General features: G+C 63.9%; 23 protein-coding genes. 13 read left to right on the plus strand and 10 right to left on the minus strand.

All coding sequences use genetic code 11. The annotated features are described in order from the left end of the window. Positions 1–30: 30 nt before the first annotated feature. Positions 31–933: a drug/metabolite exporter YedA gene (yedA, locus tag V5F23_RS24290; protein ID WP_042728455.1), complete on the minus strand. Its 903-nt coding sequence runs from the start codon at positions 931–933 to the stop codon at positions 31–33. Positions 934–1095: 162 nt separating this feature from the next. Here yedA and V5F23_RS24295 point away from each other — a divergent pair, with 162 nt between their 5' ends. Beyond that, entirely contained in the window at positions 1096–1548 is a 453-nt protein-coding gene (locus V5F23_RS24295; protein ID WP_042728456.1) for an Lrp/AsnC family transcriptional regulator, read from the plus strand. A 37-nt stretch (positions 1549–1585) separates the two neighbouring features. Here the strand turns inward: V5F23_RS24295 and V5F23_RS24300 are convergent, their stop codons facing one another. The 3 genes from V5F23_RS24300 to V5F23_RS24310 form a co-directional block, all read right to left on the minus strand. Beyond that, positions 1586–2197 carry a 3'-5' exonuclease gene (locus V5F23_RS24300; protein ID WP_047736323.1) on the minus strand — a complete coding sequence of 204 codons (612 nt, stop codon included), beginning with the start codon at positions 2195–2197 and terminating at the stop codon, positions 1586–1588. A gap of 21 nt (positions 2198–2218) precedes the next feature. Beyond that, entirely contained in the window at positions 2219–2698 is a 480-nt protein-coding gene (locus V5F23_RS24305) for an NYN domain-containing protein (protein ID WP_030140338.1), read from the minus strand. Between the two features lie 125 nt (positions 2699–2823). Then, positions 2824–3579, minus strand: a complete 756-nt coding sequence (locus V5F23_RS24310; RefSeq protein WP_338473922.1) for a DUF2076 domain-containing protein — start codon at positions 3577–3579, stop codon at positions 2824–2826. Positions 3580–3752: 173 nt separating this feature from the next. Here V5F23_RS24310 and V5F23_RS24315 point away from each other — a divergent pair, with 173 nt between their 5' ends. The 3 genes from V5F23_RS24315 (at position 3753) to V5F23_RS24325 (ending at position 6915) form a co-directional block, all read left to right on the plus strand. Then, positions 3753–4415, plus strand: a complete 663-nt coding sequence (locus tag V5F23_RS24315) for a YciC family protein (RefSeq protein WP_338473923.1) — start codon at positions 3753–3755, stop codon at positions 4413–4415. 88 nt (positions 4416–4503) lie between these two features. Then, positions 4504–5583 (plus strand): endonuclease/exonuclease/phosphatase family protein, encoded by a 1080-nt coding sequence (locus V5F23_RS24320; RefSeq protein ID WP_042731230.1) that lies wholly within the window; start codon positions 4504–4506, stop codon positions 5581–5583. Positions 5584–5697: 114 nt separating this feature from the next. Next, complete coding sequence (locus V5F23_RS24325; protein WP_338496844.1) at positions 5698–6915, plus strand: hypothetical protein; 1218 nt, start codon at positions 5698–5700, stop codon at positions 6913–6915. 19 nt (positions 6916–6934) lie between these two features. Here the strand turns inward: V5F23_RS24325 and hrpB are convergent, their stop codons facing one another. Continuing rightward, on the minus strand, positions 6935–9454 hold the full coding sequence (gene hrpB / locus V5F23_RS24330; RefSeq protein WP_047736328.1) for an ATP-dependent helicase HrpB: 2520 nt from the start codon (positions 9452–9454) through the stop codon (positions 6935–6937). Positions 9455–9549: 95 nt separating this feature from the next. On the opposite strand from hrpB, the gene V5F23_RS24335 reads away from it, so the two are divergent. Both V5F23_RS24335 and V5F23_RS24340 read left to right on the plus strand, forming a co-directional pair. Further along, entirely contained in the window at positions 9550–9969 is a 420-nt protein-coding gene (locus V5F23_RS24335) for a hypothetical protein (RefSeq protein ID WP_042731233.1), read from the plus strand. A gap of 28 nt (positions 9970–9997) precedes the next feature. Continuing rightward, a complete protein-coding gene (locus V5F23_RS24340) occupies positions 9998–10891 on the plus strand; it encodes a cation diffusion facilitator family transporter (RefSeq protein ID WP_123579654.1) in 894 nt (297 codons plus the stop codon). A gap of 54 nt (positions 10892–10945) precedes the next feature. On the opposite strand, the gene V5F23_RS24345 is transcribed toward V5F23_RS24340, so the two are convergent. After that, positions 10946–11950, minus strand: coding sequence for a DUF6515 family protein (locus tag V5F23_RS24345; protein ID WP_042731235.1), 1005 nt, complete (start codon positions 11948–11950; stop codon positions 10946–10948). A gap of 290 nt (positions 11951–12240) precedes the next feature. Between V5F23_RS24345 and V5F23_RS24350 the strand changes: the two genes are divergently transcribed. The 3 genes from V5F23_RS24350 to V5F23_RS24360 all read left to right on the plus strand — a co-directional run bounded on the left by V5F23_RS24350 (position 12241) and on the right by V5F23_RS24360 (position 14204). Continuing rightward, a complete protein-coding gene (locus tag V5F23_RS24350; protein ID WP_338496846.1) occupies positions 12241–13026 on the plus strand; it encodes a hypothetical protein in 786 nt (261 codons plus the stop codon). 338 nt (positions 13027–13364) lie between these two features. Further along, positions 13365–13844 (plus strand): Lrp/AsnC family transcriptional regulator, encoded by a 480-nt coding sequence (locus V5F23_RS24355; protein WP_025215622.1) that lies wholly within the window; start codon positions 13365–13367, stop codon positions 13842–13844. Positions 13845–13994: 150 nt separating this feature from the next. Continuing rightward, complete coding sequence (locus V5F23_RS24360) at positions 13995–14204, plus strand: DUF2788 domain-containing protein (protein WP_042732667.1); 210 nt, start codon at positions 13995–13997, stop codon at positions 14202–14204. On the opposite strand, the gene V5F23_RS24365 is transcribed toward V5F23_RS24360, so the two are convergent. The 4 genes from V5F23_RS24365 to V5F23_RS24380 all read right to left on the minus strand — a co-directional run bounded on the left by V5F23_RS24365 (position 14199) and on the right by V5F23_RS24380 (position 20680). Further along, positions 14199–14834 (minus strand): pseudouridine synthase, encoded by a 636-nt coding sequence (locus V5F23_RS24365; protein WP_042732666.1) that lies wholly within the window; start codon positions 14832–14834, stop codon positions 14199–14201. The two genes, V5F23_RS24360 and V5F23_RS24365, sit on opposite strands and share 6 nt — an antisense overlap. Before the next feature lie 70 nt (positions 14835–14904). Beyond that, on the minus strand, positions 14905–16404 hold the full coding sequence (gene amn, locus V5F23_RS24370; RefSeq protein WP_161796129.1) for an AMP nucleosidase: 1500 nt from the start codon (positions 16402–16404) through the stop codon (positions 14905–14907). Positions 16405–16571: 167 nt separating this feature from the next. After that, on the minus strand, positions 16572–18221 hold the full coding sequence (locus tag V5F23_RS24375; RefSeq protein WP_042732664.1) for an acyl-CoA dehydrogenase family protein: 1650 nt from the start codon (positions 18219–18221) through the stop codon (positions 16572–16574). 74 nt (positions 18222–18295) lie between these two features. Then, complete coding sequence (locus V5F23_RS24380; protein WP_338496848.1) at positions 18296–20680, minus strand: 7TM diverse intracellular signaling domain-containing protein; 2385 nt, start codon at positions 20678–20680, stop codon at positions 18296–18298. Positions 20681–20960: 280 nt separating this feature from the next. On the opposite strand from V5F23_RS24380, the gene V5F23_RS24385 reads away from it, so the two are divergent. From V5F23_RS24385 to V5F23_RS24400, 4 genes are all read left to right on the plus strand, one after another. After that, positions 20961–21758 (plus strand): hydroxymethylpyrimidine/phosphomethylpyrimidine kinase, encoded by a 798-nt coding sequence (locus V5F23_RS24385; RefSeq protein ID WP_047736333.1) that lies wholly within the window; start codon positions 20961–20963, stop codon positions 21756–21758. 17 nt (positions 21759–21775) lie between these two features. Beyond that, on the plus strand, positions 21776–22402 hold the full coding sequence (gene thiE, locus V5F23_RS24390; protein WP_042732297.1) for a thiamine phosphate synthase: 627 nt from the start codon (positions 21776–21778) through the stop codon (positions 22400–22402). Positions 22403–22431: 29 nt separating this feature from the next. After that, positions 22432–23715: a glutamate-1-semialdehyde 2,1-aminomutase gene (hemL, locus tag V5F23_RS24395; protein WP_042732296.1), complete on the plus strand. Its 1284-nt coding sequence runs from the start codon at positions 22432–22434 to the stop codon at positions 23713–23715. Positions 23716–23932: 217 nt separating this feature from the next. After that, a complete protein-coding gene (locus V5F23_RS24400; protein ID WP_042732295.1) occupies positions 23933–24487 on the plus strand; it encodes a tetratricopeptide repeat protein in 555 nt (184 codons plus the stop codon). Positions 24488–24527: the final 40 nt, after the last annotated feature.

Consider the following 24527-nt stretch of genomic DNA (forward strand, 5'->3'; position numbering starts at 1 on the left):
GGTGTGCAATGCGCGGCAGTTTACCTCAATTCAGGATTCGACCGGCGCAGGCTTGGGCTTGCGCCACTGGGGCAGCCCGATCAGCACCACGGCGCTGATGATCACCAGCATCGCCAAGGCCTCTTCAATGCCGATGGTCTCGCCGGCAAACACGATGCCCAGCAACACCGCCACCGCCGGGTTGACGTAGGCGTAGCTGGTGGCCGCCGCCGGACGGACATGCTTGAGCAGGTACATGTAGGCGTTGAAGGCGATGATCGAACCGAAGAAGGTCAGGTAGGCCAGCGCGAACCAGCCTTCGAACGGCGGTACGCGCTCCAGGTGCTCACCACTGACGAAGCTGCCGATCAGCAGCACCACGCCGCCCACCAGCATTTCAACGGCGCTGGCCATTGCTCCCGCCGGCAGCGGCACGTGTTTGCTCAGCACCGAGCCAAAGGCCCAGGACGCGGCCGCGAACAACAGCAAGGTCGCCCCCAACGGACTCGATTGCAGGTTGGAACCCAGGTTGAGCATGGCGATGCCAATCAAGCCGAGCACGATGCCGGCCCATTCCAGACGAGTATTACGCGCGCCCCAGAAATATCCGCAGAGCAAGGTGAACAACGGCACCGTGGCCACGGCCAGGGCCGCCACCCCGGACGCCACGCCCGAGTGCTCGGCCACGCTGACCGCGCCGTTGCCAAAGCTGAGCAGCAACACGCCGATGAGGGCCCCGGCCTTCCACTGCGCCCAGGTCGGCGCCGGTGCCCCGCGCCAGCGCAAAAAGCCGTACATCAACGACCCGGCCAACACAAAGCGAATACCTGCCAGGAGTAGCGGCGGCCAATGCTCGACGCCGAGGCGGATCACCAGGTAGGTCGACCCCCAGATGACATACAAGGCGAAAAAGGCAGCGATCAGTGGCAGAGGAAAACGGCGTAGGCCCGGCATGGTCAGCTCGAAGTCAGGACAAGGAGAGCCGCTATTCTAGAAAGGCGACGAGCGGAAAATAAGCTACAAAACCTGTTTATCGCAGCCATACACTTTTCAAAACAAGGAGATCGACGCTATAAACCGTGCTTTCGAAAGTCATCTCAGTTGGACGCCCTGCCCGTGGATAAATACGACCGCATGTTGCTCGCCGCCCTGTTGGAAAACGGCCGGGCTTCCTACGCCGACCTGGCCCGCAAAGTGAACCTGTCGGCGCCGGCCGTGGCCGAGCGCGTCAGCAAGCTGGAGGCCAGCGGGGTGATCACCGGCTATCAGGCCAAGGTCGACATGGCGAAGATCGGCCTGCCGGTGCAGTGCGTGATCGAACTGCGGATGAACCAGCACGGCAACCAGAAGGCATACGACGACTTGTGCAAGATCCCCCAACTGACCGAATGCCACCGGGTAACCGGCGACCCCTGCGTGATCATGCAGGCAGCAGTGGGCTCGATGCCGGAGCTGGAAGCACTGATCAACCGCATCGCCAAGTTCGGCTTCAGCAAGACCTCGATCGTGCTGTCCAGCGCCATTGAAAAGCGTGTGCCACTGGGGCAGTTGGAAGGCAACGGGAAATAAGGATCAAGCCCGCTCCCACAAGGGTTCTGTGGTGTGTTCAGAATCCGCGATGGCGCTTGAGATGCTCATTGATCTTGGCCGCCGGCACTTTCTGCAAGCGGCACAACAGATCATGGGACAACGTCTGCAACCCATGCTTTTGCCGCAGTTCCGAGGCCAGGTGCGCGGTGAGGTTGGCGGCCATTTCGGCGTCGGCCATGGCCCGGTGCGCCTGGCCGGTGTGGGGCAGGCCGGCGAAGGTGTTGAGTGTGCCGAGCTTGTGGTTCGGCGCAGCCGGCATCAGGCGCCGGGCCAGCAGCAACGAGCAGGCGAAGTTCTGCAGGCGGGTGCGCTTGATTCGTCCCAGTTCGAAGTCCCAGAACTTCTGGTCGAAGGCGGCGTTATGAGCCAGCAGCGGCGTGATGCCGACAAACTCATTGACCTCGTTCATCACCTTCTCGGCCGGCGGGGCGCTGCGCAGCATGGCGTTGCTGATGCCGGTCAGTTGCTCGATGAAGGCCGGAACGCGCACACCGGCATTCATCAGGCTCTGGTAACGGTCGACAATCCGGCCCTGCTCGAGGATCACCACGGCAATCTCGGTGGCCCGGCAACTGCTGCTGGGGGTGATGCCGGTGGTTTCAAAGTCGATGACTGCGATGCGTTCCAAACCTGCTGAACTCCGTAAAAATCAATTCTTGAGCAACAACGCGCCTTCGATGGGCACGTAGCGGCTGGCGGCGCGGATCAACGAGTTGGCGGTCAGTCCCGGCACGCCATAGGCCACCGCCTGCACGCCATGCTTGCTGATGATGCGTTCGAGCAGCATGTCGAAATCGCCATCGCCGGAGGCCAGCACCACTTCATCGACATGGTCGGCGGCGTCCATGATGTCCAGCGTGATGCCCACGTCCCAATCGCCCTTGGCCGAGCCGTCGCTGCGCTGGATGTAGGGCTTGAGCTTCACGGTGAAGCCCAGATTGCGCAGGATCTGCTGGAACTGCTGCTGCTTGCTGTCGCCACGGTCGATCGCATAGGCATAGGCCTCGACGATCTGCCCCTGCTTGCTGACATCGGCCCACAGCGCGGCGTAGTTGAAGTGACAACCGTAGGCCTGGCGCACCGTGTAGTAGAGGTTCTGGACATCGGCGAACACTGCAATTTTCTTCACCGCGTTTCCTCTTGGCTGCACAAGCGCAGGCCATCTGGCCCGAAAGGTCGCCAGTATGCCAGCCAAGGGGAATGTTCCGCGAATAATCGGCCCGAGGCGCCAGGGCGCCCCGGACGAATGGCAGGTCAGACGAAGGAGTCGTCGTCGCCGAAGAAGGATCCGTCGTCGCTGTAGTCGGCGTCGCTGAAACCATCCGAATCGTTGCCATAGGCCTGGTTATCGGCCACACGTTGGTCCTCGCCCCAGCCGTTGTCACCGGTGTCATTGACCGGTTGAGCGGGCTCTTCCTTGATGACCTCGACGATTTCCTGCGGCTGCTGGCCGCTGTGGAACAAGCTGCTGATGCCTTGGGCCAGCATGACGCCACCGGCTACGCCCGCAGCGGTTTTCAGCGCACCGCCGAGGAAACTGCTGGCTGCCGGGGCCTGCTGTTGCGGGGCGCCGTAGCCCGAAGGCGGCGCGCTGAAGCCCTGTTGGGGCGGGGCCGAATTGAACGAAGGCCGCCCCGGTTCACGCCAGCCGCCGGAGACCGGAGCGCTTGGAGCAGGTGCAGGGCGTGAGTCCCGGTTGCTGCCACCGAAAATACTCGACAGAAAGCCCCCGCCGCCGGCCGGCGCCGACGCCTGGCTCCGGGCCTGCTGCAGCTCGGCCTGCAATTGCTCGACTTGCTGGGCGAGCTGCCGGTTCTGCTCATCCAGACGCTTGATCGCGGCCTCCTGCACCAGAATCGCCTGGGCCATGAAATAGCCCGCGGCGGGCTGGCTCGCCAGGTGTTCCTTGATCCGCGCCTCGGCCTGGGCGTCGCGCGGGGCTGAATCCTTTTCGGCCTGTTGCAGCCGTGAAAACAGTCCATCGATCAGGGTTTGTTCTTCGCTGTTCATGGCGACCTCATCAGATTGCCGGGTAGAAAACCATTCCGATCACACGACCGGTGCCCATCAGTAATGGGGCTGGCCTGGACGGTTTCAACGGTCTTTACCAGATGTTTACGTTTGCTTGTGCGGGCACCTGATCGGTTAAAGTGTCGGACCGCTTTTAGACCTGCGATGCGACCATGAATCCGTTTGACGTGCTGCGCGACTCTTTGTATTTCTCCAAGCGCCATCTGGGCCGGATCGCCCAGCTGTGCCTGCCCTTGGTCATACTTGAGGCCCTGCTGCAGCAAGGCGTGGACAGCGCCGTCGGCCCGGAAGGCTTTCCCGGCTACAGCGTGATCGTCGGGCTGCTGGTGTACCCGCTCTACACCGCCGCGCTGATTCTGTTTCTCGACGCCCGCAGCCGCGGCGAGACGCCACGCCCGCGCGACCTGCTCGCCACGGCACTGACCCTGTGGCCACGCTTTGCCTTGTTGACCGCCCTCAACACGCTGCTGATCCTGGTGGGCATTACCTTGTACTTCCTGCCGGGCCTGTGGCTGATGGTGACCCTGGCCTTCAGCGAATACCTGCTGGTACTCAGGGGCCTCACGCCGCTGGCCGCCATGAAGGAAAGCCTGGCCATGAGCCGCGGCAATTTCTGGCGGATCCTGACCTGCATTCTCTGTGTGATGGCGCCGCTGTGGTTGCTCAAGGGCGCCAGTGTCTCGGCGTATCCGGGCCCCCTGAACCCGGTTATCAGCCTGTTGATCGACAGCGTCCACAGCTTCCTGCAACTGTTCACCAGCGTGGTGTTGTTCCGCATCTTCATGCTGCTCGAAGCAAGGCCCGAGAACCGCTGAGCCACGCGGCGCAAGTCCCGGGCTTGGGCTTGGGAACCGCTCTCGGTTATGCTCGGGCTCACTTTTGCGTTCGCCCATAAGCTGAGCCATGACCCGTCTACTGCGCTATACCCTGCTGGGCCTGCTGTCGATCCTGTGCCTGGCCGCCCTGGCGATCTACGGTTCGACCTGGCGCCCACACCCCCGGGAAACCCTGCCGGTCAGTTGCGCCGCCAACGCAGCGCCACTGATGCCCGGCCAGGCCTTGAAGGTGATGACCTGGAACGTGCAGTTCCTGGCCGGCAAGCGCTACGTGTTCTGGCACGACCTGGCCCAGGGCGACGACGAAAGCCCGACCCTGGAAGACATGGCCTTCAGCCTCGATGAAGTGGCACGGGTCATTCGCGACGAGCAACCGGACATCGTCCTGCTCCAGGAACTGGACCATGGCGCCAAGGCCAGCGACTACCAGGATCAGCTCAAGCTGTTGCAGGAACGCCTGGCCGATCTCTACCCCTGCGCCACCAGCGCCTTCGACTGGAAGGCCGAGTTCATCCCCGACCCGCATATCTTCGGCAGTGTCGGTCGACAACTGGCGACGCTGAGCCGCTATCGCATCGACCACGCCGAACGGGTGCAACTGCCGGTGGCCGATGCCAACTTCATCAGTCGCCAGTTCCAACCCAAGAACGCCCTGCTGGTGAGCTACCTGGCGCTCAAGGACGGTGGTCGCCTGGCAGTACTCAACACCCACCTGGAACGGGCCACCGAACCGGACGAGACCTTGCCCCGGCAAGTGGCCGCCGTGGCCAGGGCCTTGGACAAACTCGAATCGTCCGGCACGCCGTGGCTGATCGGCGGCGATTTCAACCTGCTGCCCCTCGGCCAGTACCGACGCCTGCCGGTAGAACAGCGCACGCCCTACTCCGCCGACAGCGCCCTGCACCTGCTGTGGGACAAGTACCCGATGATCCCCACCAACAACGAAGCCAGCGGCATCGACCGCGAGCACTGGTTGACCCACTACCCGAACGACCCGGGCCTCAACGGCCCCGACCGCACCGTCGACTACCTGTTCTACAGCCCGCGGATCAAGCGGGTCGAAGCCCAGGTACGCCAGGACGACACGTTGCGGATATCGGACCATCTGCCGGTGATTGCACGGTTTCTGTTGCCGACCGCCCCCTAGCCACTCCGCCAGCCCTGACAGCCGCCCATGGAATGCACGCCCCACTGATCGGACTCACCTGGAGAACTCACCATGACCGTCATCGCGCTGATCAACCCTGAGCACGACCCCCACTTGATCGCCGATTGCCTGATCAGCGCCGACGGGCCGGACAAGCGCCAATCAATGTCTGTCTGGGTGCCTTCGCTGGGGCTGATACCGACTGACTGGCATGACCAGGACGGGCCGTTCCATATCGCCCGCATGGGGCGTAAAACCTACCTCCTGCCGAACCACAGCGGCATGCTCGCCTTTGCCGGGGATTGCCGGTCGGCCTATGAATTCTGGGTGGCGTTATCACAATCCATCGAGATCAAGCTCGGCTATCAACCCGACGCGCTGATTGAGGCGGCCATGATCGATCAGGTCCTGATGAGCATGGGCGCGACCGCGAGCGCCTTCCACATGCTGGGCGTGCTGCTGGATGGACAAGGCGGCCGGCGCGCCTATGTCCACCGCCCCGAAGCCACGGTGACCACCGAGCACTTTGGCACCTGCTACCTGGCCGGCTCTGGGACGCACCACCTCAAAAGCAAGATTCAAACCGAAGACCAACGCTTCACGTCCATCCAGCATTGGGACTGGGCACACATTTCGCCGACTGAAGAACTGGCGGAGTCCGTGTGTTCCGACATGCTCTACTACGAATCCGACATCAACAACGGGCGCAGGCCCAACACCCCTATCCATGACAGGTTCGGTGGCTTCTACGAATGGTATGGCATCGCAGCGGCCGGGATAAAAACCATGCCGCCCAGAATCGACCTGAACATCCTCGTCAAGGACGATTGCCTGTACCTGACCCGGCTGCATTTTTGCGAAACCGTTCACCCGCCCGCCGGCGATCCTCTCTTCAAAGGCTCGCAGATCATCCTGAAGGTCCTGACGTTCTGCCTGCGCACCCAGGCCTTCGACCCGCAGAGGCTGTTCGACAACCTGACATTCACTTTCGAGCGGGCGGACGGGGTACTCATCGAGCGCTTCTTCAACCATTACGACAGGCAGGCCGGTTCACCGCTGTCGGACCCCAGGATTTCAGGAGCCGTCCCGGCGGACGTCCTGCAAAAGGATTTTGGCGATGGCTTGTCCGTCAAGAGAGTGCGCCTGACGGTCTCGATCAACGGCTATGCGGTGGCAAAAGGGGTGACCGAAAGCGACGAATCGCTCGCCCCGGCCAGGCTCCAATACACCAACGGCCAACTCTCGGTGACCTTCTCCGAGAAAATAGGCCTCTTGATTGCAGACATCGTGGAAAGGCACCTGAGCCAGCCGCCTGCCGCGAAGCCTGCTTGAATCCAACGCCGACGCATCGTCAGGCCTTGCGCGGCTTGGCCCGCGCCGTCGCCTCCGCCACCAGCGGATCGTCAGGCCAGTAATGCTTGGGGTAACGGCCCTTGAGGTCTTTCTTCACCTCGGCGTAGGTGCTGCGCCAGAAGTTCGCCAGATCCTGGGTGACCTGCACCGGCCGGCGCGCCGGTGACAGCAGGTGCAGCTTGACGACCTGGCGGCCACCGGCGATGCGCGGGGTGTCCGCCAGGCCGAACAGCTCCTGCAGGCGCACCGCCAGGATCGGCGGGTGCTCGCTGTAGTCCAGGCGGATCGACGACCCCGAAGGCACGCTCAGATGGTGCGGTGCCAGTTCATCCAAGCGTTGCGGCAGCGGCCAGGGCAACCGGTTGTGGACGATACTCGAGAGGTCCAGGTTGGCAAAATGACTGAGGCGCGACACCCGTCCCAGGTACGGCATCAGCCAGTCTTCGAGGCTGTCCAGCAATGCCCCGTCGCTGACGTCCGGCCATTCGCTCTCGCCCTTGGCCTCCAGGTCGAGCCGGCGCAACAGCGCCACCCGCGCCTGCCACTGGCGCAGTTCCGGGGTCCAGGGCAACAGTTCCAGGCCCTTGCGCCGCACCAGGTTCACCAACGCCTGACTGCGCGCCGCCTCGTCCAGGCCGGTCAGCGGCTCGCGACTGAGCACCAGTTCGCCGACCTTGCGCTGGCGCTCGGCACGCAGCACGCCTTCGCGCTCGTCCCAGTCCAGTTGATCCACGGTGCGCACCTGCTCGGCCAGCACCGAGTCAAACAGCGCCGGGTCAATATCCGTCGCCAGGTAGATCCGTTCTTCGCGCTGGCCCTGGCGACTGCCCAGGTCGGCGACCACCAGCCACGCGTGTTTCATCAGGCTGTCGGCCTCGGCGAACTGTGCCGCGCGGCCGTTGGCCAAACGATATTCCGCGCCGCCGGGCCGCCGCTGTTGCGCGACGCGGTCCGGATAGGCCAGCGCCAGCAAGGCGCCGAGCCAGCGTGGGTGATCAGGATCGGCGACGGCTTGTTCGGCCTTGCCCCGTAAATAACCGCGATATTGCCGGGCCAGTTGCCGCGCCCGCTGCACGCCGCCCTGGGCACTGCGAGTCGCCCGTTCTTCGCCGGAGAGCAACACCAGGCGACTGTGCAAGTCCGCGCCCGCGCCGCGGAGAATGTCGCGCTCCCCCAACAGTGCGGCGACGTTGCAGGCCATGTCCGCCAGCCCCAGCGCCTGGCCGCGCAGCAGCAAATGGGCGATACGCGGGTGGGCAGGCAGTTCGGCCATGGCTTGGCCGTGGCGGGTCAATTGTTCGCCCTCCAGCGCGCCCAGTCGTTGCAGCAGGTCCTGGGCCTGGGCATAAGCCGCGGCCGGCGGGCTGTCGAGCCACACCAGTTGCTGCGGCGCCATGCCCCAGCGGCCCAGTTGCAGGGCCAACCCGGCCAGGTCCGCCGAGAGAATCTCCGCGCTGGCGTAGGCGGCCAATTGTTCGTGCTGGTCTTCGGACCACAACCGATAGCACGCCCCCGGCTCCAGGCGCCCCGCCCGGCCGGCCCGCTGGGTGGCGCTGGCGCGGGAGATGCGCTGGGTGTCGAGCCGGGTCATGCCGCTGCCCGGATCGAAACGCGGGACGCGAGCCAGGCCGGCATCGACCACCACCCGCACGCCATTGATGGTCAGGCTGGTCTCGGCAATGTTGGTCGCCAGCACCACTTTGCGCTGGCCCGGCGGCGCGGGGTCGATGGCGGCGCGTTGGGCCGCAAGATCCAGTTCACCGTGCAAGGGACACAGCAAGACATTGCCGCCCTCGCCCAGGGCGTCGGCCAACTGCTGGTGAACCCGGCGGATCTCCGCTTGCCCGGGCAGGAACACCAGCACGCTGCCGGTTTCATCGTGCAGCGCTTCCAGCACGGTCTGCACCAGGCGTGGCTCGATGTACTCGCCCGGCTGGAACGGACGCCCCCAACGCACCGTGACCGGGAACATGCGCCCTTCGCTGCGCAGGATCGGCGCATCGCCCAGCAGCCCGGCCAGGCGCTCGCCTTCGAGGGTGGCGGACATCAGCAAGATCTTCAGCGGCTGGTCGTCGCGAAACAGCTCCCGGCCATTGAGGCTCAAGGCCAGGGCCAGGTCGGCGTCGAGGCTGCGTTCGTGGAACTCATCGAAAATCAGCAGCCCCACGCCTTCCAACGCCGGGTCGTCCTGCAAGCGCCGGGTGAGGATGCCTTCGGTGACCACTTCGATGCGGGTCCTGGGCCCCACCTTGCTGTCCAGGCGGATCCGGTAGCCGACCGTTTCACCGACCTTTTCCCCCAGCTCGCTGGCCAGGCGCTCGGCCGCTGCCCGGGCGGCCAGGCGCCGCGGTTCGAGCATAAGGATGGTCTGCCCGGCCAGCCAGGGCTCGTCCAGCAAGGCCAAGGGAACACGGGTGGTTTTACCGGCACCGGGCGGCGCTTCGAGCACGGCTTCATGGCGGGACGCCAAGGCTTGGCGCAGGGCAGGTAAAACTTCATCGATCGGCAAAGAAATCATGCTGGCTCCAAAACAGAGGGCCGAGTATAACGGCGAACTGTTTAGCGTGGTCTGGACTCCAACCAGCAACGCCTTTATCTGCTCAGGAGATTGTGATGCGTATTCCCTTTCGCGTGATCGGCGGCGTCCTGGTCGCCACCCTGCTGACCCAGCTCAGCGCCTGCGGCTCGATCTTCTACCCCGACCGCCGTGGCCAGATCGACGGCAAGATCGACCCGGCGATTGCCGCGCTCGATGCCGTCGGCCTGCTGTTCTACATCATTCCCGGCCTGATCGCGTTCGCGGTGGATTTCGCCACCGGCGCCATTTACTTCGAGCCGGGCAAAAGCGTCCAGATCGAGCCAGAAAAACTCAAGCCGGCCATCAACCCCGATGGCACAGTCAATAACCACGTGTTGCAGGCGATCTTGGAACGCGAACTGGGCCGCAGTTTCCCACTGGACGACCCGCGACTGATCCAGCACAAGGGCAGCGCACAGCAACTGGCCGCGCTCGGTCTCAAGCCCGCCGCATGAAGGGCGCCATTGAAGGAGCGATCGCGCCATGACCACGGCGACTGAACACGCGCGCCTGCTGCGCCTGGCCACCCGTGCCTCGGTGGCCGTGGCGCTGATCCTGGTGATCGCCAAGGCGCTGGCCTGGTGGCTGAGCGGTTCGGTGAGCATGCTCGCCGGCCTGACCGATTCGGCACTGGACGGCGTCACCTCGCTGCTCAATCTGCTGGCGGTGCATTACGCCCTGCGCCCCGCCGACGATGACCATCGCTACGGACACGGCAAGGCCGAATCCCTGGCCGGCATGGCCCAGGCGCTGTTCATCGGCGGCAGTGCCGTATTGATCGCATTGCAGGCCATCGAGCGCCTGAAGCAGCCTGTCCCGGTGGAGGCGCCCTGGCTCAGCGTTGGCGTAATCGTGTTTTCCCTGGCGCTGACCGTGGCACTGCTGGCGCTGCAACATCGGGTCATTCGCGCCACCGGCTCCAACGCCGTGCGTGCCGACTCGCTACACTATCGCTCCGACCTGTTGCTCAACGGCAGCATCCTGATCGCCCTGGTGCTCGCCGGGTTCGGCTGGTACCAACTCGACGCCTGGTTCGGCCTGGGCATTGCCGCCTACATTTTGTGGAGCGCCATCCAGATCGGCCGGGAAAGCTTTGCGGTGCTGATGGATGAAGAACTGCCGCCGGATGTCAGCCAGCACATGCTGGAGCTGGCCTGCGCCGTACCCGGCGTGCTGGGCGCCCATGACCTGCGCACGCGGATCTCGGGCAACCACTGGTTCGTGCAGTTGCACCTGGAACTGCCGGGCGAGTTGACCCTGTCCATCGCCCACGAAATCAGCGACCAGGCCGCCGACGCCATCCATCGCGCTTACCCCAAGGCCGAAGTGCTGGTGCACGCCGACCCGTCGGAAGTGGTCAAGGGCGCGAGGGCCTGATGCGCCGCCTGTGGCGAGGGAGCACACTCCCTCGCCACAAAGGGCGCTGACGCTTCAGTAACTCACCTGGTAACCACGGCTGCTCAGGCAACTGCCTTGGGCCTGCCGGTAGGTCTGCACTACCTCCGGCGCTGGTGGATAGGTGTAGTTGCGCGGGTCGAAACCACTCTGCTGCACCGCCCAGCGATAACAGTCGTAGCCGTCCTGGTTGACCTGCTCGGGTGACTGGCCGTTGGCCGGATACGCCACCACGTCGTAGCTGTTGCCCTGGGGTTGAGGCTGCGGGTTGGCCACCGGCGGCTCGACCACGACGTAATCCCGGGTGTTGGCCTCATAGACGTAATAGGCGCCAGCGGCGAGAAAGAACAGCGAACTGCCGATCCACACTTCCCTGGCGTAGTCAGGCAGGTAACGGGTACGGATGCCCCGTGGCGGCTCGACCACGATGTAGCGTGGCCCCTGGGGACGGTACCAATAGCCGCCCGAATAGAAGTAATCCTGGCCGCGATAGGGCACGCGGTAGTTGCGATCCGGGAAACGGTCGATCACGTACCCCGGGCGATATTGCGGGCCTGGGCCCCAGCCATTGCCGTGCCCGTCCGGGCGACCGGGCCAATGCTGTTCAGGGCGGTTGTCATGGCTTGGACGTGGCCCGCCGTTGGGATAGCCATCGCCGCGACGCGGGATATCGCGGTAATACCCCGGTTGCGGTTCACGGGTCTGGTTCACGCTGTCGGGTCGCCCCTGGATCGGTAAGTTATTGCCCGGCGGCGACGGCGGCCGGCCGTAGCCATTGGGGTCACGGGGCCCTCGATCATAGGAGGGGCCGCCCTGGCGCTGGGCACCCGGCTCGAACTGCCGGCTGTTGTCGCCTCGGATGATCTCGTTGTTCCGGGGCCGGGGTTGCTCAATGTGGCCCTGGTCGTTGCCGCCGCGCGGATCGTAGCCGCGGCCGCCGTCCGGGCCTCCGCGGTTTTGCTGATCATCGGCCATTCCCTGCGCACTGACACTTGCCCACAACAGACCAACACCTGCCAAACGCCAGATGCGCGACTTCATGTTATTCCTCACGACGGTTCAGGGCCTGATGATAAGACTGGGAAACCCCAGGCCGGTTCTGCGACAGGTTATCAGCCACAGGCTTTATTTAGCAGGCATTTGCCGCTCTGCCCCCGGGGTTTAAGATACCCGCCGATTTCGTCGACGACAGGAACGGTTCTATTCGCCGAAAGCGCCAGCCGGCGTCCGCCGCAGCGAACTATCAAGGGAGTGAAGGTATGTCAGTTTCATCCGCACGAGAACGAGCCCCCGTCATACAGGCCTTCGTGTTGGAGATTAGGTTTGTTGCTTTGGCGCTGTTACTCACGGCCTTGTGGGGCTGCGGGCGCACACCGCTGGTGCATGAAGATGATCGGCGGCTAAGCCGGATGCTGTGTGAAGTCGGGGAGCAAAGGGTCACCTTGAGCCCACGCTTCTCCTATGACTTGCCAGGGCCATTGCGGCACACGCCGTGCGGCACGGTCAAAAGCGGCTTCAACTATGACAAGGTCCGCGACATTCAGTCGGCGAGTGCCAGCGGCAGCTATCGCTCCAACGACCTCGTCGTGCTGGCCTCATCGCGCTGGATCACCGTCGAAGGCCTGCTCGATGGCAAGGACGAAGGAGCGCTCTATGCTCCTGAACAGTTCCTGCAAAACAAACTCGCCCTGATGGACCTCACCCCAAGCAAGGCACGCCCCGAAGAGATCGAGTGGGTCACCCGGCAAGGCATGCGATGCCTGCGCTTCTACGACATATGGCACAGCCCGACGGATACCTGGGAAGAGGACGTCACCTACTGGTGCTGGGAAAACCAGAGCGGCCTGAAACAGCCGTTCTCGGTCAGCGCCGGCCAACGCTTGGCCGAAGGCACCAAGGGCTATGACCTGGATCAGGCCTTTATCCTGCCATTCTTCCAGAGCCTGAAAATCAATCGTCTGTCCGATGCCGCCCTGGCCGAGGCTGAGGAAAAAATCAAAGCCGCCTGCGCCCACGTCAAATCCCGCTATGACCAGCACCTCAATTGGGGTGCCGATTACCCGGACAAACGCCTGACCCGCCAGCGCCTGCGCTCCTGCGGCTATGACGCCCCCTAGCCAAAACAGAATCTGCGCTCAATAAAAAAGGGAGGCCCGTCGGCCTCCCCTTGAGAATCTAGTCCGTGCTCGACGCTTTTGACGTCGGCTCACCTCACGCCGTCTTCTGGACAGTGTGCAGCTCGGGGGTCTGCCAGTCACCGGTGGGTGCTGCGACCGCAGCCGGCCGGATTGGGCGGGCTGCACTGGACTGTTTGTCCGAGCAGTGATCTTGGTGATAAGGATAGGCCTGGGGCGCCGACAGATGATTGCGAATATTGCTCAAATAAACATGGCTTGCGCAATTTTTAGCCCTGGATAGATAATATTCCGCAATTATCCAGATAAAGGCCCGACCGATGAGCAAACTCGACCGATACGACCTGAGTATTCTGGCGGAATTGCAGCGCGATGCACGCATCTCCAATCAGGAACTGGCCGAGCGCATCGGCCTGTCGCCCTCGCCCTGCTCGCGGCGGGTCAAGCAATTGGAAGACGACGGCTACATCACCCGCCAGGTCGCCCTGCTCGACCGCAAGATGCTCGGCCTGAGCCTGACGGCCTATGTGCTGATCGGCATGGATCGTCACACCCCCGAACGTTTCGAAAACTTCGAAGCGGCGATCCGCAACCTGCCCCAGGTGCTGGAATGCAGCCTGGTGACCGGCATGGACGCAGACTACCAGCTCAAGGTGGTGGTGCCGGACATGGACCACTACCAGAAACTGCTGCTGGGGCACCTGACCCGGATCGATGGCGTCACCAGCGTGCGGTCAAGCTTCGTGCTGAACCAGGTACTCAACAGCACCGAGCTGCCGTTGACTCACCTGCGCAGCTGACCGCTGTTGTGGCGGGGGAGCTTGCTCCCTCGCCACAACGCGTCAGCCGATGGATAGCTGCGACACACCGCCGCAGGCCAATCCCGCGCCCGCGCCTCATGCCTTATACTCGCCGCGACTTTTCAACCCCGCTTACGCCGGAGTGTCCTGATGGATCCTGCTGTTTTCGAAGAGTGGATGATGACCGGCCTGGTCAGCATCCTGATCATTTTCATGGGTTTCATCGTCTGGGACCTGGCGAAAAAATCCAAGGCCGGGCGTTTCGGCTCGTTCATCCTGTTTTTCGTGCTGGGTCTGGGCGTCGCGGCGTTCGTCATCAAGAGCGTGGTGATCGGCCTGATCGAAACCGGGGCGTTATAAGCGCGCCGGCACTTCCTTCCACTGGCCCTGATCGAGCCCTTCGAGGGTCCAGTCACCGATCCTGACCCGCACCAGCCGCAGGGTCGGCAAGCCGACCGCCGCCGTCATGCGGCGCACCTGGCGATTGCGCCCTTCACGGATCACCAGCTCCAGCCAGCTCGTGGGCACGCTGAGGCGAAAACGCACCGGCGGGTTGCGCGGCCACAACGCCGGCTCATCCAACTGACGAGCCTCGGCCGGCAAGGTCATGCCGTCGTTCAGCTCCACCCCCTCGCGCAAACGCTGCAATTGCTCGGCGCTCGGCTCACCCTCTACTTGCACCCAATAGGTCTTGGCCAGCTTATGCCGGGGGTCGGCGATGCGCGCCTGCAGTTGCCCATCGTTGGTCAACAACAGCAACCCTTCGCTGTCGCGATCCAGCCGCCCGGCCGGGTAGATACCAGGCACGTCGATAAAGTCCTTGAGCGTCGCCCGCCCTTCACCGTCGCTGAATTGCGTCAGCACGTCGAAGGGTTTGTTGAACAGGATCAGCTTCGGCTCGGCCGGCGGTGCCTTGGCGACACGACGCGGGGCATTGGCTTGAGGCTTCGCGCCAGGGCGACGGGAAGCGGGACGGGGCGGACGGGGCATGGCGAATACAACATCTAACAGTCAGGGCCACCCATGCTAGTGGCCCGACCGTCAAATGACCACCGTCGAATCAGCGGAACGGCGGCTCGTCGAAGCTGCGCAGCTTGCGCGAATGCAGCGAATTGAGTTCGGTGCGCAGCAGGTCCAGCGCCGCGATGCCGATCTTCAAGTGCTGGTTGACCGCTCGCTCGTAGAACGCGTTGGCCGACCCCGGCAGCTTGATCTCACTGTGCAGCGGCTTGTCCGAAACGCACAACAATGTGCCGTACGGCACCCGCAGACGATAGCCCTGGGCGGCGATGGTGCCGCTTTCCATGTCCACCGCCACGGCACGAGACAGGTTGATCAAGGGCCGTTCCTGGGCCCAGCGCAGTTCCCAGTTGCGGTCGTCGTAGGTCAGCACGGTGCCTGTGCGCAGGCGCTTCTTCAGCTCGTCGCCCTTTTCCCCGGTGATGTTCGCCGCGGCCTGCTGGAGCGCCAGTTGCACCTCCGCCAGGGCCGGGATCGGGATATTCGGCGGCACCACTCGGTCGAGGATGCCATCACGGCGCATGTAGGCGTGGGCCAGCACGTAGTCACCGATGGTCTGGGACTGCCGCAACCCGCCACAGTGGCCGATCATCAGCCAGCAATGCGGGCGCAGCACCGCCAGGTGGTCGGTGATGTTCTTGGCATTGGACGGGCCGACGCCGATGTTCACCAGCGTGACGCCGTGGCCATCGCTGGCCTGCAGGTGATAGGCGGGCATCTGGTAACGGTGCCAGACCACCCCGGCGGCGATGGCCGAGGCTTCGCTGTGGTCCATGTGCTTGTCGATGATCACGTTGCCCGGCAACACCATGCGCACGAAACGCGGGTCGCTGCGCAGTTGCTCAAGGCCATGGACGATGAACTGGTCGACATAGCGGTGATAGTTGGTCAGCAGGATCCAGGGCTGTACATGGCGCCAGTCGCTGCCGGTGTAATGCACCAGCCGACGCAGGGAAAAGTCCACCCGGGCGGCATCGAACAGCGCCAGGGGCAGCGGGTCGGTGTTTTCCCAGTCGTAGAGGCCGTCGGCGATGCCATCGGTGGCGGCCGACAGATCGGTGCTGGGGAACACCCGCGCCAGCACCGCGGCAGTCACGCCGGAGCCCGCCAGCTCGTCGCCCTGCTCCACCACGTAGGGATAAGGAATGTTCTGCTCGCTGACGCCCACTTCGACAGTGACGGTGAAGTCGTGCATCAGCGGGACCAGTTGCTCCAGCAGGTATTTACGGAACGCGGCCGGATGGGTGACGGTCACGCAGTAGGTGCCCGGCAGCTGGACCTTGGCGTAGGCGCGAGTGGTTTGCGGAACTTCACCGTGGCAGTGGTAGGTCAGGCGCAGGGCGGGGTAGCGAAACAGCGCACGTTGCTCGGCATCCGGCTCGATACGGTCCTTGAGATAACGCATGAGCGCCTGGTTCAGCGCGGTGGTCGCACGCTCGTGCAGGGCCGCCAGACGATCCACGGCTTGTTCGGCGGTTTGAACGACAATAAACGCTTCGGTCACGATCAGCTTCCTGTGTTCTGACTTGCAGGCCCTCATCTTGCCTGCATCGCCGCCCGACGGGAACAGTGGCGTAATGACCGAGCATCACTGCGCCCTCTGTGGGAGCGGGCTTGCTCGCGAAAGCGTCGGCACATTCAGTATCGATGTTGTCTGACACACCGTCTTCGCGAGCAAGCCCGCTCCCACAGGGTTAAGCGTTGTGTCTAAAAGCCATGCGGGGTGGAGCGCGTCACGATCGCTTCGACATTCAAGCCCCGAGGCAAGGTGCCGTAGGCACGGCCCGCGGCACCCAGGCGGCTGGCGATGAAGGCATCGCTGACGTCGCTGTTGCCCGCTTCGAGCAACAGCCTGGCTTGCAGGCCGACGGCGATGTCTTCGGTCAATTGCCGGGCGCGGTACTGAATGTCGTCGGTGTCCTTAAACGCCGCCTGCAACCGACCGATATGGTCCGCCAGGCGCCGGTCGCCGTGTCCGTCACCCAGTTCGTTGAACAGCACCTCCAACACGCCCGGCTCCTTCGACAACGCTCGCAGCACGTCGAGGCACTGCACGTTGCCGGAACCTTCCCACGTCGAGTTGACCGGCGCCTCCCGGTAGAGGCGCGGCAGGATGCTGTCCTCGACGTAACCGGCGCCGCCCATGCACTCGGCGGCCTCGTTGATCATCGCCGGAGCGCGCTTGCAGATCCAGTACTTGCCCACCGCCGTCACCAGCCGGGCGAACCGGGCCTCGTGGTCGTCGCTCAAGTGGTCCAGCGCCCGGCCCATGCGCAGGCTCAAGGCCAGCGCGGCCTCGCTTTCCAGCGCCAGGTCGGCCAGTACGTTCTGCATCAGTGGCTGCTCGCTCAACAGCTTGCCACCGACCTTGCGATGCGCGCAGTGATGGCTGGCCTGGGTCAGCGCCTGGCGCATCAGGGCGCTGGAGCCAACCATGCAATCGAAACGAGTCATGGCGACCATCTCGATGATCGTCGGCACACCGCGCCCTTCCTCGCCGATCATCCAGGCCAACGCCCCGCGGAACTCCACTTCGCTGGAAGCATTGGAACAGTTGCCCAGTTTGTTCTTCAGGCGCTGGATGTAGAACTGGTTACGGGTGTCATCCGGGCGATGGCGTGGCAGCAAAAAGCAGGTCAGGCCCTTGTCGGTCTGGGCCAGGGTCAGGAAGGCGTCGCACATCGGCGCCGAACAGAACCACTTGTGACCCACCAGCTCATAGGCCTGGCCGGGGCCGCTGGGGCCCACCGGGAAAGCCTTGGTGGTGTTGGCCCGAACGTCGGTGCCGCCCTGTTTCTCGGTCATTGCCATGCCGAGGGTGACCCCAGCCTTGTGGGCCATGCCGACGTTGCGCGGGTCGTACTCGGTGGCGAGCACCTTCGGCAGCCAGCGCTCGGCCAGGTCAGGCTGCAAGCGCAGCGCCGGGACACTGGCGAACGTCATGGTCAGGGGGCAGCCGGTACCGGCCTCGGCCTGGCTGTGCAAATAGGTCATCGCCGCACGGGCCACGTGGGCGCCAGGCTGCGGATGGGCCCAAGGCAAACTGGGCAGGCCATGCTCGACGGCTGTGCGCATTAACTGGTGATAGGCCGGATGAAACTCCACCAGGTCGATCCGGTGGCCGTAGCGGTCATGGCTGGCAAAGACCGGTTTATTCTGGTTGGCCAGGAACCCTGCCTCCATCAGCGGCCCGCCGGCCAGCGCCCCGTACGCATCGATCCGCGCCTGCGCCCAGCCCGCCCCAAAACGCAGGGCCCACTGCTGCAGCGGCAGGTCGATGCGATACAGGTTGGCGCCATCCAGGGACGGTGGCTGGTTGGTGACGTCGTGGGTTTCGGCGAACTGGTGCAGGTTCATGACGGGGCTCCTTGGTCAGCCAGCAGAGGTTCAGTTAAGCACCGCCTCCCGGCCGAACAAAGTGTCATATGCGCCTAAATGTCGGCGCGTTCACCCTGCTTCGGACACAGCACCCGCCGCTGGAGCATGGCCTGCAGCGCCTCGAATTTCACCGGTTTGCCCAGGTAATCCACCAGGGCGCCCGACGGGCAGCGCTCATGCCCCAGGTTCGGGCTGACCACCAGTACCGGCAACTCCTCGCAACCGGGCAGCGTGCGAATCTGGCAGCAGACCGACACGCCGTCGAAAGGTGGCGACTGGCAATCAAGCAACACGGCATCAAAACTCTCGCCCTGCAACAGTTCCAGCGCCGCGCGGCCGCTGTCGGCCGTTCGCACTCGGTAACCCAGCTTGAGCAGCATGCCGCGCATCACCAACTGATCGATGCTGTTGTCGTCTGCCAGCAGCACCGTGCAGTCCTGGGGCAAGCGCGCGCCCTGGCGTTCGCCGAACGCGAGCGATGACGGATCAGGCGCGGGCAAGGCGACATCAAATTCGACGTCCAACTGGAAACGACTGCCGCGACCCGGCTCCGAGGTGTGGGTCAGGCGCCCGCCGAGCAACTCCACCAGTTGCCGGCAGATGGCCAGGCCCACGCCGAGGCCGCCGTATTCGCGGGTCATCGAGCCGTCCAGTTGGAAGAATCGCTGGTACAGGGTCGCTTCACCCAGGTCGGTAAAGCCGATACCGGTGTCGATCACCGCGAACGACAACACCAGCCCATCGAGCTGCGTCGACCGGCCGCTGACGCGCAACGCCAGGCCACCGACCCGGGTGAACTTGATGGCGTTGTCCAGAAGGCACTCCAGGCACTGGGCCAGCTTGCAACGGTCGCCCAGCAGCCGATCCGGCAGGCTCGGGGCCACGTCCACCTTGAAATCCAGCCCCTTGGCCGCCGCATTGGCCCCGAACTGCACCTCCAATGCCGCGATCACCTCACGCAAGCTGAACGGAACCGGACAGGCCTTGAGCTTGCCAGCCTGCAGCTCGGTGAGCGTGAGGATGCCGTTGACCATGCGCATCATGTCCCGCGCCGAACCGGCGGCGGTCTGCTGATACTGGGTCATCTCCTCGTCCATCTCGACGGTTTCCATCAACTCCAACGAACCGATCACCCCATTCATTGGCGTGCGCAGTTCATGGGTCAGGGTCGCGAGGAATTCATCCTTGAGCTTGTTGCCCTGGGCCAGTTGCTGGTTGAGCACTTCCAGTTTTTGCCCGGCGTCGAGCAGGATCTGAGCCTGCTGCTCGCGCATGGCATTGATACGGTCGGCCAGGGCCAGGGACAGCAGCGCCACTTCGATGGCCGAACCGATCTGGCTGGCGTACATGGTCAGGAACACGTTTGGCAGGTAGCCGAGCACCATCAGCGTATTGACGACGCCGCCCAGCAGAAACGCCGACCAGGCAATGATGAAATACCGCGCCACCCGCAAGCCACGCCACCAGGCAAACAGCCCGGCGGCGAAGATCACCACGGTGAAGACCAGCGCCAGTGCCGTTGCCAGGCGCAACGCCAGGGCATAGCTGGTCATCAACGACAGGCCGACCACCACGGCGCTGTAGGCGATCAGGGCCAACAGCAGCCGATCGAGCCAGCGGCTATGTTGGGCGGTTTGCAGGAAGCTGCGGGCGAACTGGCTGCCAAACAGGCCTGCGCAGCCGATGAAGAAGGGCGTCGCAGCGTTGGCCCACCAGGGGTCGTCCGGCCAGAAATACTCCACGGCCGCGCCGTTGACCGACAACTGGTAGAGACCGAACGAAGCGATGTAAACGATGTAATAGAGGTAGCTGGTGTCCCGCACGCTCAAGTAGATGAACAGGTTGTAGACCAGCATCCCCAACAGCACGCCATAAATGATCCCCAGCACGTACAGGCGCACCGGCTGCTGCTCCAGGTAGGCAGTGCTCGACCACAACGTCAGCGGTGCCTGGATCGACCCCTGGCTTTGCAGGCGCAGGTAGACGGTGCGCTGCTGTTCGGGCTTGAAATCGATGCTGAACAGGTAGTTGTTCTGGCGGATTTCACGACTCGCGAAAGGCAGCGCGTCGCCGGTGCGGCGCACCAACTGATACACCCCGGCAGCATCGGGCAGGTACAGGTCGAGATGGTCCAGCGGCGGATACGCCAACTCCAGCAGCCAGGTGCGCTGGGCGTCCGGGTTCGCGGGGCGGTACTGCAGGTCGACTTTCAACCAGAACGCCGAACGCGAATAACCGGCGTTCAGCGTAGCTTTGTCATGGGGCTTGAAGCCGCCGGCCGCGGCCTGGGCCAGGACGTCATCGAGGCTGGCATTGCCGCTCGCGTCCTCGAACACTTGCAGGGCTTGGCCCAGGGGCAGGTTTTGGGTGAACTCATCGAATTCGAGGGCACTTGCCAAGGGGGACAAGCACAGTAACAACATCAACAAATAGCGCATTTAAGCCCCAGCATGGCCTGTCCGGTTGAGTCAGGAAGTCCCCCATTCCCTGAGTAGACGTAAAACCGGCATTACCTGTTATGAGTTGGATCCATCACTAGCATAGCCGCTGATGGCCAATTTGCACCATTGAAATTTTTCCCACAGAAGGCTCTAGAACGGGCGTTCCAGGGGAAAGCATTGAGATAGAGCTGTTGCTTCGGTCAGATTACCGGATAAGCCTCGGGGCCTCGTCACAGGTGCGCGCCGATCGAAGGGTTTGGTGGTAAGCTCGCGCACCATGAATATCTACAGCTCTCGCCCCGTTGTCCTCTGTCTCTCCGGCCACGACCCCAGTGGTGGCGCCGGCTTGCAGGCAGATATCGAAGCCCTGCTCGCCCAGGGCTGTCATGCCGCTCCGGCGGTGACCGCGTTGACCGTGCAAGACACGGTCAACGTCAGTGATTTCCGCGTGCTCGATCGGGCCTGGGTGTTGGCGCAAGCCAATGCCGTGCTCAACGATTCGACGGTGGCGGCGGTCAAGTTGGGCATGCTTGGTTCACTGGAAATGGTCGACACCGTGGTCGAACTGCTCCAGGCGCACCCGCACCTGCCCATGGTTTGCGACCCGGTGCTGCGCGCCGGCGGTGGCGGGCGGCTGGGCAAGGACGAGGTCGGCTACGCCATGCGCGAACGCCTCTTGCCCTTGGCGATCATCGCCACGCCCAACCTGCCGGAAGCACGCATCCTCGCCGAACTGCCCGAGGGCAGCGCCGATGAATGCGCCGAAAAACTGCTGCCTTTCGTCAAGCACCTGTTGATCACCGGTGGCCACGGCGATGAACATGAAGTCCATAATCGCCTGTACAGCCGCGATGGCCACCGCGAAACCTTTACCTGCCAGCGCCTGCCCGGCAGCTATCACGGTTCCGGCTGCACCCTCGCCAGCGCCCTGGCCGGCCGCCTGGCCCAGGGCGAACAGCTCGCCAGCGCCGTCAAGACCGCACTGGATTACACCTGGCGCACCCTGCGCGATGCCGAACGGCTGGGCCAAGGCCAGTTCGTGCCGCGTCGCCTGCCGCTGGATTTCTGCTCCTAGCTCCGGAGGCCTGTGGAATGAAATTACGTGGCCTTTACGCCATCACCGACGGCCAACTGCTGGCCGGCAAATTCCTCGCGTATGTCGAGGCCGCGCTGGAAGGTGGCGTCGCCCTGCTGCAATACCGCGACAAGAGCAGCGACGAGGCCCGTCGCCTGCGCGAAGCCGAAGCCCTGCGCAACCTGTGCGAGCGCTACAACACCCAGTTGATCATCAACGACGACGCCGAACTGGCCGCGCGCCTGGGCGTCGGCGTGCACCTGGGGCAGACCGACGGCCCGCTGGCCCCGGTGCGGGCGCTGCTGGGAAGCAAGGCGATCATCGGCTCCACCTGCCACGCCAGCCTGGAGCTGGCCGAGCAGGCCGCCGCCGAAGGCGCCAGCTATGTGGCATTCGGGCGCTTCTTCAGCTCCACCACCAAGCCCGGCGCCCCCGGCGCACCGCTTGAGTTACTCGCACAAGCCCATGCCAGGCTGCACGTTCCGGTCTGCGCCATCGGCGGCATCACCCTGGACAACGCCGCCCCGCTGGTGGCCCACGGTGTCGACCTGCTGGCCGTGGTCCATGGCCTGTTCGGCGCCGACAGCAGCGCAGAAGTGACGCGCCGCGCCCGCGCCTTCAACGCCCTGCTGCAGCCCCAATAATCTTTTTTTTCGATTTCGAGAGCCCAACCATGTCCCGTTCCGAAACCCTGTTTGCCAATGCCCAGAAACACATTCCCGGTGGCGTGAACTCTCCCGTCCGGGCGTTCAAGAGCGTCGGCGGCACCCCGCTGTTCTTCAAGCACGCCGAAGGCGCGTATGTGACCGACGAAGACGACAAGCGCTATGTCGACTACGTCGGTTCGTGGGGTCCGATGATCCTCGGCCACAGCCATCCGGAGGTGCTCGACGCCGTGCGCCAGCAACTGGTCCACGGCCTGTCCTATGGCGCCCCCACCGCGATGGAAACCGAAATGGCCGACTTGGTCTGCTCGATCGTGCCGTCGATGGAGATGGTGCGCATGGTCAGTTCCGGCACCGAGGCGACCATGAGCGCGATCCGCCTGGCACGCGGGTTCACCGGTCGCGACAGCATCATCAAATTCGAAGGGTGCTACCACGGCCACTCCGACAGCTTGCTGGTCAAGGCCGGTTCCGGAGCCCTGACCCAAGGCGTCCCGAGCTCGGCCGGCGTGCCAGCGGCGTTTGCCAAGCACACCCTGACCCTGCCGTTCAACGACCTCGAAGAAGTCGAGAAGATGCTCGCCGACGTCGGCCAGGAAGTGGCCTGCATCATCGTCGAGCCGGTGGCCGGCAACATGAACTGCGTACCACCGGCACCGGGCTTCCTCGAAGGCCTGCGTCGCCTCTGCGACCAGCATGGCGTGGTGCTGATCTTCGACGAAGTGATGACCGGTTTTCGCGTGGCCCTCGGCGGCGCCCAGGCCCACTATGGCGTGACGCCGGACCTGAGCACCTTCGGCAAGATCATCGGCGGCGGCATGCCGGTGGGCTGCTTCGGCGGCAAGCGCGCCATCATGGAATGCATCGCCCCACTGGGCCCGGTCTACCAGGCCGGTACGCTGTCGGGCAACCCACTGGCCATGGCCGCTGGCCTGACCACCTTGCGCCTGATCAGTCGCCCGGGCTTCCATGCCGAGCTGACCGACTACACCACGCGCCTGCTCGACGGCTTGCAGGTTCGCGCCGACGCGGCCGGCATCCCGTTCGTCACCACCCAGGCCGGCGGCATGTTCGGCCTGTACTTCAGCGGTGCCGATGACATCGTCACCTTCGAAGACGTCATGGCCAGCGACGCCGATCGCTTCAAGCGTTTCTTCCACCTGATGCTCGAAGGCGGCGTATACCTGGCGCCGAGCGCGTTCGAAGCCGGCTTCACCTCCATCGCCCATGGCGAGGCGGAGCTGAAAATCACCCTCGACGCAGCCGAGCGAGCGTTCGCAGCCTTGAAATAAGCCTGTGGATAACTGACGCTGGCTGATGCCGGCGTCAGTGATTGCCGACAACCTCCTATCCTTTTCCTACGGATTTCGCCGCGAAGCAGCCGTTGGCATTCCCTCGCAGCAGAAAAACGAGTAAAGACTTTGTAAGGATGGCCCCGCTTATTTCATAATGCGCGCTTATTGGATCCCCCGGAGGGTCCGCGCGCCCCTCAGAGGTAAGTCGATTCCCATGAACCGCACCGGCCGCACCCTTGCCTTGGGCTGCCTGTTGCTCCTTCAGCCCCTGCTGGCGAATGCACAGGCAGGCGGCAACTCGTTGTTGATCCCGGCGCTGGGCCGTTGCACGCTCAACACCCAGCCACAAGATCTCGCACCGGCCCTCGACGCCTGTCAAAAAGCGGCGGATGCAGGCGATGCGCAGGCACAGTACGAGTTGGGCGAGTTCTACTACGAAGGCAAGGCTGCGCCGCGCGACCTCAAGCAAGCCCTCGACTATTTCGAAAAAGCCTCGCTACAAGGCCATGCCCAGGCGCAATTCAAGCTGGGCGGCATGTTCTTTCATGGTGAAGGCGTACCCGCCAACAATGTCCAGGCCTACATCGTCCTGAAGATGGCGGCGGTCAACGGCGCCGAAGACGCCCTGGACACCGCCGACGAAGTCGCCGAGCAAATGCCCCGCGACGAGTTGGAAGTGGCCACCCAGGTGCTCGGGCAGATCTTTCGCAAGTACCTGATGGAACTGCAGAACGCCGATGGGCGTACGCCTTTTTCGCCGCTGCCCTGAAACCACCATGGCCCCTTGTGGCGAGGGGATTTATCCCCGC

This window comes from Pseudomonas sp. WP18, from assembly GCF_036689585.1.
Classification (GTDB): domain Bacteria; phylum Pseudomonadota; class Gammaproteobacteria; order Pseudomonadales; family Pseudomonadaceae; genus Aquipseudomonas; species Aquipseudomonas chlororaphis_E.